Source organism: Streptomyces sp. AA4 (genome assembly GCF_000158875.1).
GTDB lineage: Bacteria > Actinomycetota > Actinomycetes > Mycobacteriales > Pseudonocardiaceae > Amycolatopsis.
In genome coordinates, this window is record NZ_GG657746.1 from 5831041 (window position 1) to 5845717 (window position 14677).

Genomic DNA, 14677 nt, shown 5'->3' on the forward strand with positions numbered 1-14677 from the left:
GCCATCGCGGCCGGGAACCCGGCGCAGGTGCCGATGCCGAGCACCGCTCTCACGCCGGTGAGCCATTCGACCGAGATCGGGATCATCCCGGCGACTCCGGCCACCATCACGACGGACGCGCCGCCGAGCAGCACGCGCCGCGCGCCGTAGCGGTCGACGAGCAGTCCGACGACCGGCTGCCCGACCGCGGTGGCCAGGTACAACGAGGAAATCAGCCAGGCCGTGCGGCCCGGTCCGGCGCCGAACGCCTGTCCGATCGGGACGAGCGCGCGCCACTCACGAGGCGTCAGTCGATGCAGTTGTCACCGTCTGACGTGACGGGCTGCGGCTGGTCGGCCTTCACCGGCCCGCCGGCCGCGGACCCGCCGTCCGACACCCCCGGTCCTGAGTAGACCTTCCCGAGCACCACCTGGATGTGCCCAGCGGGAACGTCTGCCGATTCCTTTGTGGACAGTCCGCCCAGTTCCTTCGCCACCTCCGCGCCCTCCGCGGCGAGAGCGGCCGGGAAGCGCACGACCGACGTCCGCTGCGACGGGGCGTTCCCCGCGGCGGCCGCGGCGAACCCCTTGCCCTTCAACACATCCGCGACTCGCGCCGCCAGACCGGAGGCGTCACCGGCGTTCGAGATCTCCACCGTCGCCTTCGGCGTGCCCGGCGGCGCGGCGGGCGGGGCGGTGCCGATCAGCCCGGCCGCAAACGCTTTCACCTGCGCCGGATCGACCTGTACCGCGGTCGCCGTGGGGTGGGATTTGTCGTAGCGGTAGTCCGGATTCACCACTGGGACCGTCGTGAACTGGATGCCGCCGCCGGACACGCCGCGCATTTTGCCGACGAAGTCCAGGATGTTCCACGACTGGTCCAGCACCACGGACCGCTTCACCGCGTCGATGAGGTCGCTCAGCTTGCCCGGGTCGGCGAGCGTCCCGGCCGAGAGCACTTGGTGCGCCATCGAGGCGAGGAACACCTGCTGCCGCCGCATCCGGCCGAAGTCGGTGCCGGGCAGGTTGTCGCGCTGCCGTACGAAAGCGAGCGCGGCGCCGCCGGAAAGACGCTGTTTGCCCGCCGGGAAATCCGCGCCCGAGTTCTCGTCCTTGGTGGCCTTCTTCAGGCACACCTCGACCCCGCCGACGGCCTTGCTGATCTCGGAGAAGCTCAGCAGGTTGACCTCGGCGTAGTGGTCGATGGTGACGCCGGTCAGTTCCTCGACCGCCTGCCGCGTCGCCTTGCGCGCCGCGGTCATCGACTCCTGCTCTATCTTGTCCTTGTCGGTTTCCCCGGCCGCGCGCAGTCTCGCGGCCTCGGCCGCCTTGCCGCGGCCGAACGCGGCGTTGATCTTGCCTTTGCCGCCGGGCAGGGAGACGTACGAATCGCGCGGGATGGAGAACGCCTTGACCTCCTGCTGCCCGTCCGGGATCCGCAGCACGATCAACGTGTCGGTGAGGTCGTCGCCGTTCGCGCCCGCGCGCAGTTCCTGCAGCACGCTCTGCGGCAGCGGGTTCCCCTGCGGATCCTTGCGCGCGTCCCGGCCGACCAGCAGGATGTCCGTCGCCCCGTCGGCGTGCTTCTGGCCCTCGTCCACCGATCCGCCGCCGCCGATGACGTCGCTGCGGGTGATGTCGTCGAGCGCGCTCAGGGTCGAGAACCCGTAAGCCGTGCCGGCGAACACCACCGTCGACAACGCGCCGGCGATAACTTTCCCTGCGATCCGCACGCCCCTCTGGACGTCCAGCGGCCCCGATCTGCTGCATCCGTGACCCAGCTCACAGCTCAGCGCAGATGCGACGCTCCGTTCAGGTCCAGGATCGCGCCGGACGCCCACGGCGTCTCCGACGACGCCAGGAACACCACCGCCTCGGCGATCTCCTCCGGTTCGGCGACCCGGCCGAACGGGCTTTGCTCCCGCACCTCGTCGGTGACCCGGTCGGCGACGCGCTCGGTCGCGGTAAAGCCCGGCGCCACCGACGTCACCGAAATGCCGTGCGGGGCCAGCTGGACCGCCAGCGACTGGCCGAACGAGTGCAGCGCGGCCTTGCTCGCCCCGTACGGCAGGTACTCGGGCTCGCCGCGGAACGCCCCGCGCGATCCGACGTTCACGATCCGGCCGGGCACGCCGCGAGCGATCAAATGCCGTGCGACGTGGAAGGACACGTTGGCCGCGCCGAGGAGGTTGACGTCCAGCGTGTGCCGCCAGGCGTCCTGCCAGTCCGCATAGGACATCTCGGCGATCGGCGTGCGCGTGGCCGGGGTGGTGCCGACCGCCGCGTTGTTGACCAGCACGTCGACGCCGCCGAGCTGTTCCTCGGCCACGTCGGCGATCCACTGCGCGGCGTCGGGGTTGCCGAGGTCGCCGGACACGAGCACGTGCCCGGAACCGGGCAGCGCCTCGAGCGTTTCGCGCGCGGCCTCCCGGTTGGATCCACAGTGGACAGCGATCCGGTCGCCCCTCGTGGCGAAGGCGACGGCGATGGCGCGGCCGATCCCGCGCGAGGCTCCGGTGACGAGGACGTTCATCGCGCGAACAACTGCGTCTCGTCGCGGAAAGCCTTGAACTCCAGCGCGTTCCCGGCCGGGTCGTGCAGGAACATCGTCCACTGCTCCCCCGGTTCGCCGGCGAACCGCTGGTACGGCTCGATCACGAACTCGGTGCCCGCCGCGCGCAGCCGCCCGGCCAGCTCGTGGAAGCTCTCGACGTCGAGCACCAGCCCGAAATGCGGCACCGGCACGTCGTGCCCGTCGACCGGATTGCGGCCCGCTTCCGCGCGGGCGGCAGGGACGACGTGCGTGACGACCTGGTGGCCGTGGAAGTTCCAGTCGACCCACGAGTCCGCCGAGCGCCCCTCCGCCAGCCCGAGCACGCCGCCGTAGAACTCGCGGGCCTTCGGCAGGTCGTCGACCGGTATGGCCAGGTGGAAGGCGGGACGGACAGCCATGACGCACTCCTTCGGCGCGGGGATCGGTCTCTTCACCTTGACCACGGGATGTCCGAATGTCAACATTAGGACGTGGAAGTCACCCCCCTGAGGAAGGCGGCGCGCCGCGGGCTCGCCGACGAGGCCGCCGACCGGGTGCGCGAAGCGATCTTCGCCGGGCATTTCCGGCCCGGCGCGCCGCTGCGCGAGGTCGAACTGGCCGCGTCGCTGGAGATCAGCCGCGGGTCGGTGCGCGAGGGCATCGCCCAGCTCGCCCGGGAAGGCCTGGTCCGCTGCGACTGGCACCGGCCGACCACGGTGGTCGACGTGACCGCCGAGGACGTCGGCGAGGTCTACTCAGTGCGCGCCGCGCTGGACCGGCTGGCCGCGGTCACCGCGCGCGCCAACGCGACCGAGGCGGATTTGAACGCCTTGGACGCACTGGTCGCCGACCTGGCGAAAGCGGTCCGGAGCAAAGCGCCCGGACCGCAGTTGCTGGCGCTGGACATCGCCTTTCACGACCGCGTGTACGCCGCCGCGGGCAACGGCCGCCTGACCGAGGCGTGGCACGCGGTGCGGTCGCAGGTGTTTCTCTTTCAGCTGCAACGGGTTTCGCTCGGCCACGAGCATTACCGGGCGCGCGTGGTCGACGAGCATCGCGAACTGGCGCAGCTGATCCGCGGCGGCGACCGGGAACGGTTGGCCCAAGTGGCCGAACACCACGTGGAGTCCGCCCGGGAAAGCTTGCTCGAGCGCATCCGAACCGAGTAGTTCCACGCATCCGCCGCGCTTCCCGGCCTGTCAGGATCGATCGGTGGACACTGAACCGAGCCGGACGCGGACAGCACTCACCGGGGCGTTGCACGGGACTGGCGCGTACCTCGTCTGCGCCCTGGTGCTGTGCGCGCTCGCGGCCGGACTGACGGTCGGCGCGAAGGAGCTGACCCTGCCGGCCGTACTCGGGATCATCGTGCTCGCCTCGTTCCTGCACTTCGGGGTTTTCGCGCTGCCGGTCGCCGCCGGAATCGGCGCGCTGGTCGCTTCGCTCGGACAACCGAAACGACCGGCGCGCCGCGTGTGGCTCACGGTTTCCGCACTGACCGTCCTGGTGCCGATCGTTTTCGTCGCCGCGATGTCTGCCCACTGGGGGTAGGTTCTCTCCGCAATCGGCTGAGCGGTGCGAACCGCCGCGTTTCTCCCCCGGGCACCCCGGAATCTCCACAACTCCCGGGCAGGCTGAGCGGGTGGACCTCACCAGCAGCCCGAGCCGGGCCAGCCAAGCGATTTTCGGCGCACTGCACGCCGTCGTCGTGCTCGTGATCGTGGTCGCCGCGCTCGGCCTCCTCGTCGCGGCCGCCTTCACCGAATCCCCGTTCAACGTGGTGAACGCCGTCGGCCTTTTCTGCCGCCTGTACGGGATCTTCGTCTTCCCGCTCGCCGCCGGGATCGGGGTGGTCGCCAAACTTTTCGTTGCCCGGCCGTACTCCACCGTCGTCATCTGGACCACGATGCCGGTGCTCGCCGTGCTGTTCCCGGAGATCACCATGCTCACGTCGTGGCCGTCGCTGGACTAGCCTTCGCCCGCGCGAGAGCCGCTTCGATCTTCTTGTTGCTCGTCATGCTCATCGTCACCAGGGTCATCGACACGAGCACCCCCGCCGCCGCGACGTACGGCACCCGCACCCCGGCCGTCGCGGCGAGCCAGCCGCCCAGTGCGGCACCGGCGGGGGCAGCCGAAGCCGAGACGAGGCGCGAAGCAGCGGCGACCCGGCCCATCAGCCGGGCCGGGACGATGACCTGGCGCAGCGACGCGCCGAGCACCATGGTCGTCGCCATGGCGCAGCCGCACAGCGCGAACATCGCCCCGGCGAGCCACGGGTCGCGGGCGAGGCCGAAGGCCAGGACCGCGCCGCCCTCGATCACCGCGGTGACGGTGAGCGCGGTGCCGGTGCCCAGCCGCTTTTCCAGCGGTCCGGCGAGCACCATCGCGCCCACCAGTCCCCCGGCGGCTTCGGCGGCGAGCAGGAAACCGTATCCGGCGGAATCGAGACCGAGCGCGTCCTTCGCGAACACCACCAGCACCGCCCCGAACGCGCCGAACGCCAGGTTCCCGACCGCGGGTCGCAGCGCGAGGCCGAGCAGCAGCCGATCCTTGACCGCGTAAGCGAAACCTTCCTTCGAATCCGCCCACACGGACCGGCCCGGCGCCCGCTCCGGCACCGGCGTCGGCGGCAGCGTCCGGATCAGCACCGCGCTGGCCAGATAGGTCAGCGCGTTCACCGCGAACGGCAGCGTTCTCCCTACGGTGAAAAGGAAACTCCCGACCGGCGGTCCGGCGAACTGCCCGGCCGCGGTGGACGCGCCGCGCAGGTAGCCGTTGGCGCGGCGGAGCAGGATCTGGTCCCGTGCCAGCAGATCCGGCAGGTACGCCTGCGCGGCGGTGTCGAAGAACAGCGTGCCGGTGCCGAGCAGGAACGCCACCCCGAGCAGGACCGGGATGCTGAGCCAGCCCAACGCGCCCGCGGCGACCGTCAGCGCCAGCAGCACTGCCCGCACCACATCCGCGATCCACATCGTGCGCCGCCGGTCCCAGCGGTCGACCAGCGCGCCGGCGAACAGCCCGGCGATCGGATACGGCGCGAGCACCGCCACCGTCACCAGGCTGACGACCAGCGGATCACTGTCCAGCAGCACCGCCAGCAACGGCAGAGCCGCGGAATACGCGCCGTCGCCGAGAGAACTGACCGTCGCGGCTGTCCACAAGCGACTGAACGCGGGAGGCATCTTCGGCTTGGTCATCTGGCCGCCCCCGGCCCCGGGCGGAAGAAAGCGACCGCGACGGTGGCGGCCACCTCGTCGGCGTCGCGCGCGTCCCGCATCTCGTCGAGCAGTTCGGCGAAGCGGCGTTCGAACTCCTCGAACCTCGCCTCGCTGATTCGCGTGTGCTGCATCCGGACGAACCGGCGCGAGCCCTCGGGTGCGGTCGAAAGGTCGTTGAGCGCGTGCTGCATCAGCACGTCCCGCTGCCCCGGAGCCGGTTCGGGCAGCTCGATCTTGCGCCCGACGTGCGCGTAGTAGCGCTCCACCACGCCGCGCACCTTCCGCGTGCGCACGACGTGCACGATCCCGGCTCGCTCCAGCACCCGCATGTGGTAGCTGGAACTGCCTTTCGCGATCCCCAGCTGCTCGGCTACCTGCGTGATCGTCGCGGGCCCGTCGCGCAGCACCGCGAGCACGCGGTGCCGCACGACGTTGCTCACGGCGCGCAGCTGGTCGGTCGTCTCTACCTGGACACTGTCGTGCGGCGGGACGTAGCCCGCTTGGTCATCCCCAGTCACGGGGACAATGGTCAACGACTCTTGACCATTTGTCCAGCGCTTATTTTCCGGCGGCCTTCCCCGCGGCGGTCAGCCGCCGAAGAGCCCGACCACCTTCCGGATCAGCTCGACCACGCCGTAGCCGAACGGCGCGAGCACCCACAGCCACGCGATCACCAGCAGCAGGGTCCGGCCGCCGGAGCGGCCCTCGGCACTCGTCATCACGCTTCACTCCCCACCGCGGCCTGCCCGGCCGGCTCGTGGAACTTCTCCTTCACCGGGCGCACGCATTCGTTCGCGACGAACCCGACCACCAGCAGGCCGATCATGATCCAGAACGACAGCTGGTAGAGGTCCGGCCCGGTCTTGCCGGCCGCCTTCTGGCTGTCCGCGATCCCGTCCACGATCAACGGCCCGAGCACGCCCGCCGCCGACCACGCGGTCAGCAGCCTGCCGTGGATCGCGCCGACCTGGTACGTGCCGAACAGGTCCTTGAGGTACGCCGGGAGCGTCGAGAACCCGCCGCCGTAGAAGGACAGGATCAGCATCGCGCACAGCACGAACACCAGCTTCGACGCGTTGGTGGTCAACGCGATCACGAGGTACAGCAGCGCGCCGACGCCGAGGTAGAACCGGTAGATGTTCTTGCGCCCCACCAGATCCGAGGCCGACGACCAGACGAACCGGCCCAGCATGTTGGTCAGCGAGAGCAGCGCGACGAACCCGGCCGCGGAAGCGGTGCCGACCGGGGCCGAGGTGCCCTTGAAGAAGTCGGTGATCATCGGCGCGGCCTTCTCCAGGATGCCGATGCCCGCGGTCACGTTGAGGCACAGGACGATCCAGAGGCACCAGAACTGCGGCGTCTTCAGCGCGTTCGCCGCCGAGACGTTCGCCGTCGAGATCATCGGCTTGGCTGCGGCCTGCTTCACCGCGCCCGCCGGACGCCAGTCGTCGGCCGGGACGCGGACGATCAGCACGCCCATCGTCATGAAGACCGCGTAGACGATCCCGTGGATCAGGAACGCCGTCGCGATGTCGCCGGTCGTGGGCGAGGAGCCGAGCATCGCCGACGACCACGGCGACGCGATCAGCGCGCCGCCGCCGAAGCCCATGATCGCGATCCCGGTGGCCATGCCCGGCCGGTCCGGGAACCATTTGATCAGCGTCGACACCGGCGAGATGTAGCCGATGCCGAGGCCGATTCCGCCGACCCCGCCGTAGCCGGCCACCACGAGCCAGAACTGGCCGCTCGCGACGCCGAGCGCGGCGAGCAGGAAGCCGGCGGAGAAACAGACTGTGGCGACGGTCATGGCCCAGCGCGGGCCGTTCTTCTCCACGAGGGTGCCGCCGAACGCGGCGGACAGCCCCAGCATCACGATGCCGAGCTGGAACGGCAGCCCGGACTGCGTGCCCGACAGTCCGAGGGTCTTCTCCAGCGGCGTCTTGAAGACGCTCCACGCGTAGGCTTGGCCGATCGACAGGTGGATGGACAGCGCGGCGGGCGGCACGAGCCAGCGGGTCCATCCGGGTGGTGCGACGATGCGGGAACGGGCAAGGAAGCCGGGGACAGCCATCGGCGGTCTCCTCCCAACAGTGACGAGGTGCTGGGAATGGTTTACCAGATCCTCGGCGTTGCGCCGGATGACTGTCGAATGACGTGAGAATGTCTTGTCGGCGACGACAAAAGACAGCGCCGAAAACGACAAAACGAGTGGAGCGGGCGATGGGCAGAGTGACGGTGCGGCGGCCGGTACGGCGGATCTCCGCGGCCGGCGAACGGCGCCGGCCGGACTCGCTGGCCGCCGAGGAACCGCTGGAGCTGCGAGTCGGCGGCAAGGCGCTCGCGGTGACAATGCGCACACCCGGCCACGACGTCGAACTGGCGCACGGCTTCCTGCTTTCGGAGGGCGTGCTCGGGTCGCGGGAGGACGTGGCCGTGGCGCGCTACTGCGACGGCGTCGACGACCAGGGCCGCAATACCTACAACGTGCTCGACATCGCGCTCGCCGAGGGAGTCGCCCCGCCGGACACCGGCGTCGAGCGGAACTTCTACACCACGTCGTCGTGCGGCGTCTGCGGCAAGGCCGCGCTCGACGCGGTGAAGCTGCGCAGCCGGTTCTCCCCCGCTTCGTCGGAGTTCGCGGTGAAGACCGACGTCCTCTCGCAGATGCCGGATCGGTTGCGGGAACAGCAAAAGGTGTTCTCGTCCACCGGCGGCCTGCACGCCGCCGGACTGTTCACTTCGGACGGTCAGCTCGTCGTCGTGCGCGAGGACGTCGGACGGCACAACGCGGTCGACAAGGTGCTCGGCTGGGCTCTGCAGGCGGGCCGGATCCCGGCGCCCGATCTGGGGCTGCTGGTCTCCGGCCGCGCCTCGTTCGAACTCGTGCAGAAGGCCGCGATGGCCGGCATCGGACTGCTCGCCGCGGTGTCCGCGCCGTCGTCGCTCGCGGTCGAACTGGCCGAGGAGAACGGCATGACGCTGATCGGTTTCCTGCGCGGCGACAGCATGAACCTCTACACCGGGGACCAGCGCCTGCTCACCTGATCACGCCTCGGCGGGCACCCAGTTGCCGTGGAAGCCGTGCGGGACCCGGTCCGGCAGGTGCACCGCGGCGACGGTTTCGAGGGTGCCCGCGTCAAGCAGGACAAGATCGCTGCGCGCCTCCGCCGCGTCGTAGACATAGCCCATCAGCACGCCCTCGTCCTCGCCCGCGTCCGCGCTGGAAGGGACGAACACGAATTCGCCCGGCTCGCGTCCGGGACCGAACCGGTGCGCGTCGACGGAACCCTTGCGCAGGTCGTGTTTGTAGACCGCGCCGACGCTGCGCGACCTGCCGTCGAGCGCGGTCGTGTAACCGTACCGGTGCGGCAGGCCGACCAAGCGCTCGTCCACCCGCGGGAACTCCTGTCCGTGCTCGTCGATCCGCTCCTCGACGACCTTCCCGAGCGCGAGGTCGACGGTCCACCGGTCGAGCGTCGGCTCGCCTTCGGCCGGGCCGTGCAGCGCGCGGTCGAACATCTTCGGGTGCCGGACCACGTCGAGCACGATCCGGTCGTCCTCGTCGTAGGCGTTGAGCGGATGGAAGACGTAGCACTGGCCGACGTCGAACCAGCGCACGTCGCTGTTGTCCCCTTCGCGCGGCATCACGCCGATGCGCGCCGGGTAGTCCGGATTCCATCGGTAGGGCAAGGAACTCACGCCGCGGCCGGTGCGCGCGGTCAGCGGATCGGGCACGTCGACCGGCACCGGGGCCTGGTCCGGATCGAAGGTGACCGGCAGGTCGTAGAACACGACATAGCGTTCGGTGAGCGAGAAATCGTGCATCATCGGCGCCCCGGTGACCTCGACGTCGACCGTGCGCCGCGCGCGGCCGTCGGTGCCGACCACCGAATACTGCACCCGATTGCCGAGCCCGAACTGGTACGAGACGGCGTGCAGCTCGCCGGTCCGCGGGTCGCGCTTCGGGTGTGCCGTGTACCCGGAGAGAGTGCCGTCGAAATCGCAGACGCCGAGGGCGTCCAGCTCCTCGCTCAGCTCCCACTGCGGCAGGCCGCCCTCGACAAGCGCGATCGTGCGCCCGGCGTGCCCGATGACGTTGGTGTTGGCCCCGGCCTCGTCCGTGCCGACGCGGCGGCTGCGGTACCACTCGGCCCGGCCGTCGCGCAGCCGCACGCCGTGCACCATGCCGCGGCCGAGGAACCAGTGGTGGGTTTCCGGGTCCGGGTCGGCCGGATTCGGCCCGTTCCGCAGGTAGCGGCCGTCGAGATAGTCGGGCAGCTTTCCGGTGACCGTCAGCCGGGTGCTCGTGTACTCGCGCTCGACCGGCGCGAAATTGCCTTCGAGGAAAGGATTTCCCATGACCCGCTCCTGTCCATAACGTGGTTATGGACACCGGTATAACAGGGTTATGGGATACTGGCAAGCATGAGCGAGCGGACTCGGGGCGCACACGCGCGGACGCAACTGGTCGAGGCGGCGATCCGACTGCTGGCCGACGGCGGCCCGGAAGCACTGCAGGCCCGCAAGCTGGCGGCGGAGATCGGCGCGTCCACGATGGCCGTGTACACGCACTTCGGCGGGATGTCCGCGCTCATGGAAGCCGTTGCGCGAGAGGGGTTTCGGCGGCTGATCGCCAACATGGCGACGGTCGAGCCGACTGACGACCCGGTCGCCGATCTGTACCAGCTGGCGCTCGCCTACCGCCGGACCGCGGTGGAGCACCCGGAGCTGTTCACGCTCATGTTCCGCGAGGCGGGGGCGCACGGGCAACCGGTCGGCGACCTGCTGAAGGACCATCAGGACAGCGAGGCGGCGTCGTCGTTCCGCGGCATGGTCGCCGCCGTCGGACGCACCATCGAAGCCGGCCGGCTCCAGGGCGACCCGCTCGCCGTCGCCTCACAGGTGTGGAGCGCGGTGCACGGCTATGTCACCCTCGAGTTGCTGGGCCATTTCGGCCGGGGCGACCGCGGCGTGACCGAAGTGCTCGCGCCACTCTGCGTGACGCTCGTCGTCGGGCTCGGAGACCGCCCTGCCGCCGCCCGGGCGTCCGTGGGTCTGGTCACAACGACCGGATGAAGATCTGCCGAAGGCAACGTTTTGCCTCTTCCTCACGTCTTACGCTGTATGGGTGAGGGGGATCGGGTGAACGAGGAGACTGAGGGCCGAAGGCGGGTGAGCCGCCGGTCCATGCTGATCGCGGGCGCCTCGGGCCTCGGCATCGCCGGGCTCGCGGTGGGGAGCGCGACCGGCGTGGTGCCGTTCAACCAGGCCATGCAGCGGGCACTGGGCGTGACGTCGTCGACGCCGGTGACGCAGCTGGGCAGCATGCGCGTGGAGCGGGTTTACTCGCACGCCCGCGGCCGGGAAGTGGACCTCGTTTTTCTCCTGCCGAGCAAGAAGCCGCCGGCCGGCCTGCCGATGTCGCTGATGCTGCACGGCCTGCACGGTTCGGCGCGCTCCGCCTCTCCGAGCGGTCTGCTGAAGCAGCTGGGCAGCGACGTCGCCCGCAAAGCCGTGCCCGCGTACGGCTTCGTCGCGGTCGACGGCGGCGACAACTACTGGCACCAGGTCCGCCCCGGCGACGACCCGATGGCGATGCTCCTGGAAGAAATCCCGCAGTGGCTGCGCGCCCGCGGCTTCGGCGGCACGGACGGCGTGCCGTTCGCGTGCGCCGGAGTCTCGATGGGCGGCTTCGGAGCGCTCCTGTACGCCCGCCGCCGAGCCGAACGCCGCCAGCCGCCCGCCGCGGTCGCCGCGATCGCTCCGGCGCTGATCACGTCGTGGCCGGAAATGGCGAAGCGGCGCATTTTCACCGGGATGACGGATTGGACGTCGCTGGATCCGCTGCGTCACCAGTCCGCGCTGCAGGGCATTCCGACGGCGGTTTACTGCGGTACGGAGGACCCGTTCATCACCGGGGTGCGGCGGTATATCGCGGAAACGCACCCGACGATCGGCTACACGGCGCACGGGAAGCACAGCGACACGTTCTTCCGCACCACGGTGCCCAGCATGGTGGGGTTCTTGGGGAAGCATTTGCGGCAGAAGGTGTGATCCTTCTTCGCCGATAACGGTCGCTGCGCTACGACACGGAAAGTCGGCCAGGCCGAGAAACGCCCGTCGCCGCGGCTTTCCCGGCGCGCCATGCGGAGCCCCGGAGGGACCGTGGGGAACGCATTCATGGCCGCACCACGACCAGGCCGCGCCCGCACTACTGCCGTGCGCTGTTGTCCACGACGACGGTTACCGCGAGGGAATTACGACACCCAGCGGGCCATGACGGACATCACCCAGAACCCGACCATCGCCGCCAGTGCCATGAGCAGCGACCAGCGCAGCTGCTGCGCCCGCGTCTCCGCACCGCGCAGGCGGCGCAGGAACAGCCACGACACCACGAACTCCGGGATCGGCAGCAGCGGGAACGCCGAACGCCGGGTGCCGACCGCGACCAGGCAGACCAGCGTGAACAGCACGAGCATGATCTCGGACGCGCGGATCAGCCACGGGAAGCGCGTCAGCACGGACGCGGCGACCCGTTCGCTCAGCTCCACGAGGCCGACCGGAGCGGCGGACGGCTCGGGTTCGGCGGGCACCGCTTCGCCGGGGTCGGTCTCGTCCCCCCGGGGTGCGGTCAGCGGCACGGTTGTCATCCTGTCCATTATCGCGCCTGCCGCCGACACCCGGACAGCCGACTCCTGCTAACGCCCGGCGGACGCCGGGTCAGGCCGACTTTTCGCCGCGCTCGCTGCGGGTGCGGCGGGACGGCTGGCGAGCCACGATCGTGGGGTTCACGTTCTCCCGCACGGTCTGCTCGGTGATCACGACCTTCGCCACGTCCTCGCGGCTCGGGATGTCGTACATGACCGGCTGGAGGACTTCCTCCATGATCGCGCGCAGGCCGCGGGCGCCGGTGCCGCGGAGCACGGCCTGGTCGGCGATGGCCTCGAGCGCGGTCTTGGTGAACTCCAGCTCGACGTTGTCCATCTCGAAGAGCTTCTTGTACTGCTTCACCAGCGCGTTGCGCGGCTGCGTCAGGATCGAGACGAGCGATTCCTTGTCCAGGTGGTTCACCGTCGCCACGACCGGGAGCCGGCCGATGAACTCCGGGATCAGCCCGAACTTGATCAGGTCCTCCGGCATGGTCTCGGAGAACACGTCGCTGCCCTCGATCTCGGCCTTGGTGCGGATCTCCGCGCCGAAGCCGAGGCCGCGCTTGCCGACCCGCTCGTTGATGATCTTCTCCAGCCCGGCGAACGCGCCCGCGACGATGAACAGCACGTTCGTCGTGTCGATCTGGATGAATTCCTGGTGCGGGTGCTTGCGCCCGCCCTGCGGCGGCACCGACGCGGTGGTGCCCTCGAGGATCTTCAGCAGCGCCTGCTGCACGCCCTCGCCGGACACGTCGCGGGTGATCGACGGGTTCTCGCTCTTGCGGGCGATCTTGTCGACCTCGTCGATGTAGATGATGCCGGTCTCGGCGCGCTTGACGTCGTAGTCGGCCGCCTGGATCAGCTTCAGCAGGATGTTCTCGACGTCCTCGCCGACGTAGCCCGCCTCGGTGAGCGCGGTGGCGTCGGCGATCGCGAACGGAACGTTCAGCAGCTTCGCCAGCGTCTGCGCGAGGTAGGTCTTGCCGCAGCCGGTGGGGCCGAGCATCAGGATGTTGGACTTGGCCAGCTCGACCGGCTCGTCCTTGGAGTCCTTCGGGCCGGACTTGTCGTCGGCCTGGATCCGCTTGTAGTGGTTGTACACCGCGACCGCGAGCGTTTTCTTCGCGTCGTCCTGGCCGATGATGTACTGCTCGAGGAACTCGTGGATGTCGGCGGGCTTGGGCAGCTCGTCGAGCTTCACGTCGCCGGCTTCGGCCAGCTCCTCTTCGATGATCTCGTTGCAGAGGTCGATGCACTCATCGCAGATGTAGACCCCCGGGCCGGCAATGAGCTTCTTCACCTGCTTCTGGCTCTTGCCGCAGAAAGAACACTTCAGCAGGTCGCCGCCGTCACCGATCCGTGCCATGGCCGTTGACCTCGTCCCCTCCGGTGCGCGGGGCGCACCTGCACTACTCTCTGGCGGCCCCGGGACTGCCAGCCGTACCCGGGACCCACACGCATTGCCATCGACGGTACCCGTCCGAAGGCGCGGTCGGGAACACCCGACCCCTTCGGGCACGTCGACGACCGACAGTAGACCAGCGGGCCGGTGCGCGTCGCGGATTCGCCGCGCACCGGCCCGTCGCGGTCAGTTCGCCGAGGCCTTCCGGTACGGGAGCACCTCGTCGATCAGGCCGTAGGCCTTGGCCTCTTCGGCGGTGAGGATCTTGTCCCGCTCGATGTCGGCCTTGATCTCGTCCGGTTCCTTGTTCGTGTGCTTCGCCAGGATGACCTCCATCTGGCGGCGCACGCGCTGGATCTCGTTGGCCTGGATCTCCAGGTCCGAGACCTGCCCGTAGGTGCCCTCGGTGGCGGGCTGGTGGATCAGCACGCGCGCGTTCGGCAGCGCCATGCGCTTGCCCGGCGTGCCCGCCGCCAGCAGCACCGCGGCGGCCGAGGCGGCCTGGCCGAGGCACACGGTCGAGATGTCCGGGCGGATGTACTGCATGGTGTCGTAGATCGCCATCAGCGACGTGAACGACCCGCCCGGGGAGTTGATGTAGATGCTGATGTCGCGGTCCGGGTCCTCGTGCTCGAGGTGCAGCAGCTGGGCCATCACGTCGTTGGCCGACGCGTCGTCCACCTGCACGCCGAGGAAGATCGTCCGCTCCTCGTACAGCTTGTTGTACGGGTTGGACTCCTTCACGCCGTAGCTGGTGCGCTCGACGTAGGACGGGAGGATGTACCGCGACTGGGGAGTCTGCGGGGCCCGGAAGTCACCCGGGAGCCGGAAGTTGCTCATGACGCTCTCCTGTGTGCTTGCGGGCTCAGTTGCTCGAGGTCAGGCCGCTGTCGCGG

The 14677-nt window shown here is 69.7% G+C and carries 18 protein-coding genes; 6 read left to right on the top strand and 12 right to left on the bottom strand.

Going from position 1 to position 14677, the window contains the following annotated elements:
* From SSMG_RS26655 to SSMG_RS26670, 4 genes are all read right to left on the bottom strand, one after another.
* Positions 1–203 (bottom strand): MFS transporter (locus SSMG_RS26655; RefSeq protein ID WP_037714956.1); only part of this gene is annotated, 203 nt, incomplete at its 3' end.
* Positions 204–286: 83 nt separating this feature from the next.
* Positions 287–1711, bottom strand: coding sequence for an LCP family protein (locus tag SSMG_RS26660; protein WP_037714958.1), 1425 nt, complete (start codon positions 1709–1711; stop codon positions 287–289).
* Between the two features lie 56 nt (positions 1712–1767).
* On the bottom strand, positions 1768–2511 hold the full coding sequence (locus tag SSMG_RS26665; protein ID WP_009081122.1) for an SDR family NAD(P)-dependent oxidoreductase: 744 nt from the start codon (positions 2509–2511) through the stop codon (positions 1768–1770).
* Complete coding sequence (locus tag SSMG_RS26670) at positions 2508–2930, bottom strand: VOC family protein (RefSeq protein WP_009081124.1); 423 nt, start codon at positions 2928–2930, stop codon at positions 2508–2510. The genes SSMG_RS26665 and SSMG_RS26670 overlap by 4 nt, the downstream gene beginning before the upstream one ends.
* A gap of 72 nt (positions 2931–3002) precedes the next feature.
* On the opposite strand from SSMG_RS26670, the gene SSMG_RS26675 reads away from it, so the two are divergent.
* The 3 genes from SSMG_RS26675 (at position 3003) to SSMG_RS26685 (ending at position 4483) form a co-directional block, all read left to right on the top strand.
* Positions 3003–3680, top strand: a complete 678-nt coding sequence (locus SSMG_RS26675) for a GntR family transcriptional regulator (RefSeq protein ID WP_009081126.1) — start codon at positions 3003–3005, stop codon at positions 3678–3680.
* 43 nt (positions 3681–3723) lie between these two features.
* Complete coding sequence (locus SSMG_RS26680) at positions 3724–4062, top strand: hypothetical protein (RefSeq protein ID WP_009081129.1); 339 nt, start codon at positions 3724–3726, stop codon at positions 4060–4062.
* Positions 4063–4153: 91 nt separating this feature from the next.
* The gene (locus SSMG_RS26685; RefSeq protein ID WP_009081131.1) at positions 4154–4483 is read left to right on the top strand and encodes a hypothetical protein; all 330 of its coding nucleotides are present in this window, start codon (positions 4154–4156) and stop codon (positions 4481–4483) included.
* Here SSMG_RS26685 and SSMG_RS26690 read toward each other — a convergent pair.
* The 4 genes from SSMG_RS26690 to SSMG_RS26700 all read right to left on the bottom strand — a co-directional run bounded on the left by SSMG_RS26690 (position 4458) and on the right by SSMG_RS26700 (position 7800).
* A complete protein-coding gene (locus tag SSMG_RS26690; protein WP_009081132.1) occupies positions 4458–5708 on the bottom strand; it encodes an MFS transporter in 1251 nt (416 codons plus the stop codon). The genes SSMG_RS26685 and SSMG_RS26690 overlap by 26 nt on opposite strands.
* Positions 5705–6178 carry a transcriptional regulator gene (locus SSMG_RS26695; RefSeq protein ID WP_286157066.1) on the bottom strand — a complete coding sequence of 158 codons (474 nt, stop codon included), beginning with the start codon at positions 6176–6178 and terminating at the stop codon, positions 5705–5707. Before SSMG_RS26695 ends, SSMG_RS26690 begins: the two co-directional genes overlap by 4 nt.
* 138 nt (positions 6179–6316) lie before the next feature.
* Positions 6317–6448, bottom strand: coding sequence for a hypothetical protein (locus tag SSMG_RS47195; protein WP_255409770.1), 132 nt, complete (start codon positions 6446–6448; stop codon positions 6317–6319).
* Entirely contained in the window at positions 6448–7800 is a 1353-nt protein-coding gene (locus SSMG_RS26700) for an OFA family MFS transporter (protein ID WP_009081136.1), read from the bottom strand. The genes SSMG_RS47195 and SSMG_RS26700 overlap by 1 nt, the downstream gene beginning before the upstream one ends.
* Before the next feature lie 149 nt (positions 7801–7949).
* On the opposite strand from SSMG_RS26700, the gene fdhD reads away from it, so the two are divergent.
* Positions 7950–8774: a formate dehydrogenase accessory sulfurtransferase FdhD gene (gene fdhD / locus SSMG_RS26705; protein ID WP_009081138.1), complete on the top strand. Its 825-nt coding sequence runs from the start codon at positions 7950–7952 to the stop codon at positions 8772–8774.
* On the opposite strand, the gene SSMG_RS26710 is transcribed toward fdhD, so the two are convergent.
* Positions 8775–10088: a carotenoid oxygenase family protein gene (locus SSMG_RS26710; protein ID WP_009081139.1), complete on the bottom strand. Its 1314-nt coding sequence runs from the start codon at positions 10086–10088 to the stop codon at positions 8775–8777. It lies immediately after the preceding gene.
* Between the two features lie 66 nt (positions 10089–10154).
* On the opposite strand from SSMG_RS26710, the gene SSMG_RS26715 reads away from it, so the two are divergent.
* Both SSMG_RS26715 and SSMG_RS26720 read left to right on the top strand, forming a co-directional pair.
* Entirely contained in the window at positions 10155–10805 is a 651-nt protein-coding gene (locus SSMG_RS26715) for a TetR/AcrR family transcriptional regulator (protein ID WP_009081140.1), read from the top strand.
* Between the two features lie 66 nt (positions 10806–10871).
* Positions 10872–11783 carry an alpha/beta hydrolase family protein gene (locus SSMG_RS26720; protein WP_199785996.1) on the top strand — a complete coding sequence of 304 codons (912 nt, stop codon included), beginning with the start codon at positions 10872–10874 and terminating at the stop codon, positions 11781–11783.
* Positions 11784–11986: 203 nt separating this feature from the next.
* Here the strand turns inward: SSMG_RS26720 and SSMG_RS26725 are convergent, their stop codons facing one another.
* From SSMG_RS26725 to SSMG_RS26735, 3 genes are all read right to left on the bottom strand, one after another.
* A complete protein-coding gene (locus SSMG_RS26725; RefSeq protein WP_199785997.1) occupies positions 11987–12379 on the bottom strand; it encodes a hypothetical protein in 393 nt (130 codons plus the stop codon).
* A gap of 70 nt (positions 12380–12449) precedes the next feature.
* Entirely contained in the window at positions 12450–13745 is a 1296-nt protein-coding gene (gene clpX / locus SSMG_RS26730) for an ATP-dependent Clp protease ATP-binding subunit ClpX (protein ID WP_009081145.1), read from the bottom strand.
* Between the two features lie 222 nt (positions 13746–13967).
* A complete protein-coding gene (locus tag SSMG_RS26735) occupies positions 13968–14621 on the bottom strand; it encodes an ATP-dependent Clp protease proteolytic subunit (RefSeq protein ID WP_009081146.1) in 654 nt (217 codons plus the stop codon).
* Positions 14622–14677: the final 56 nt, after the last annotated feature.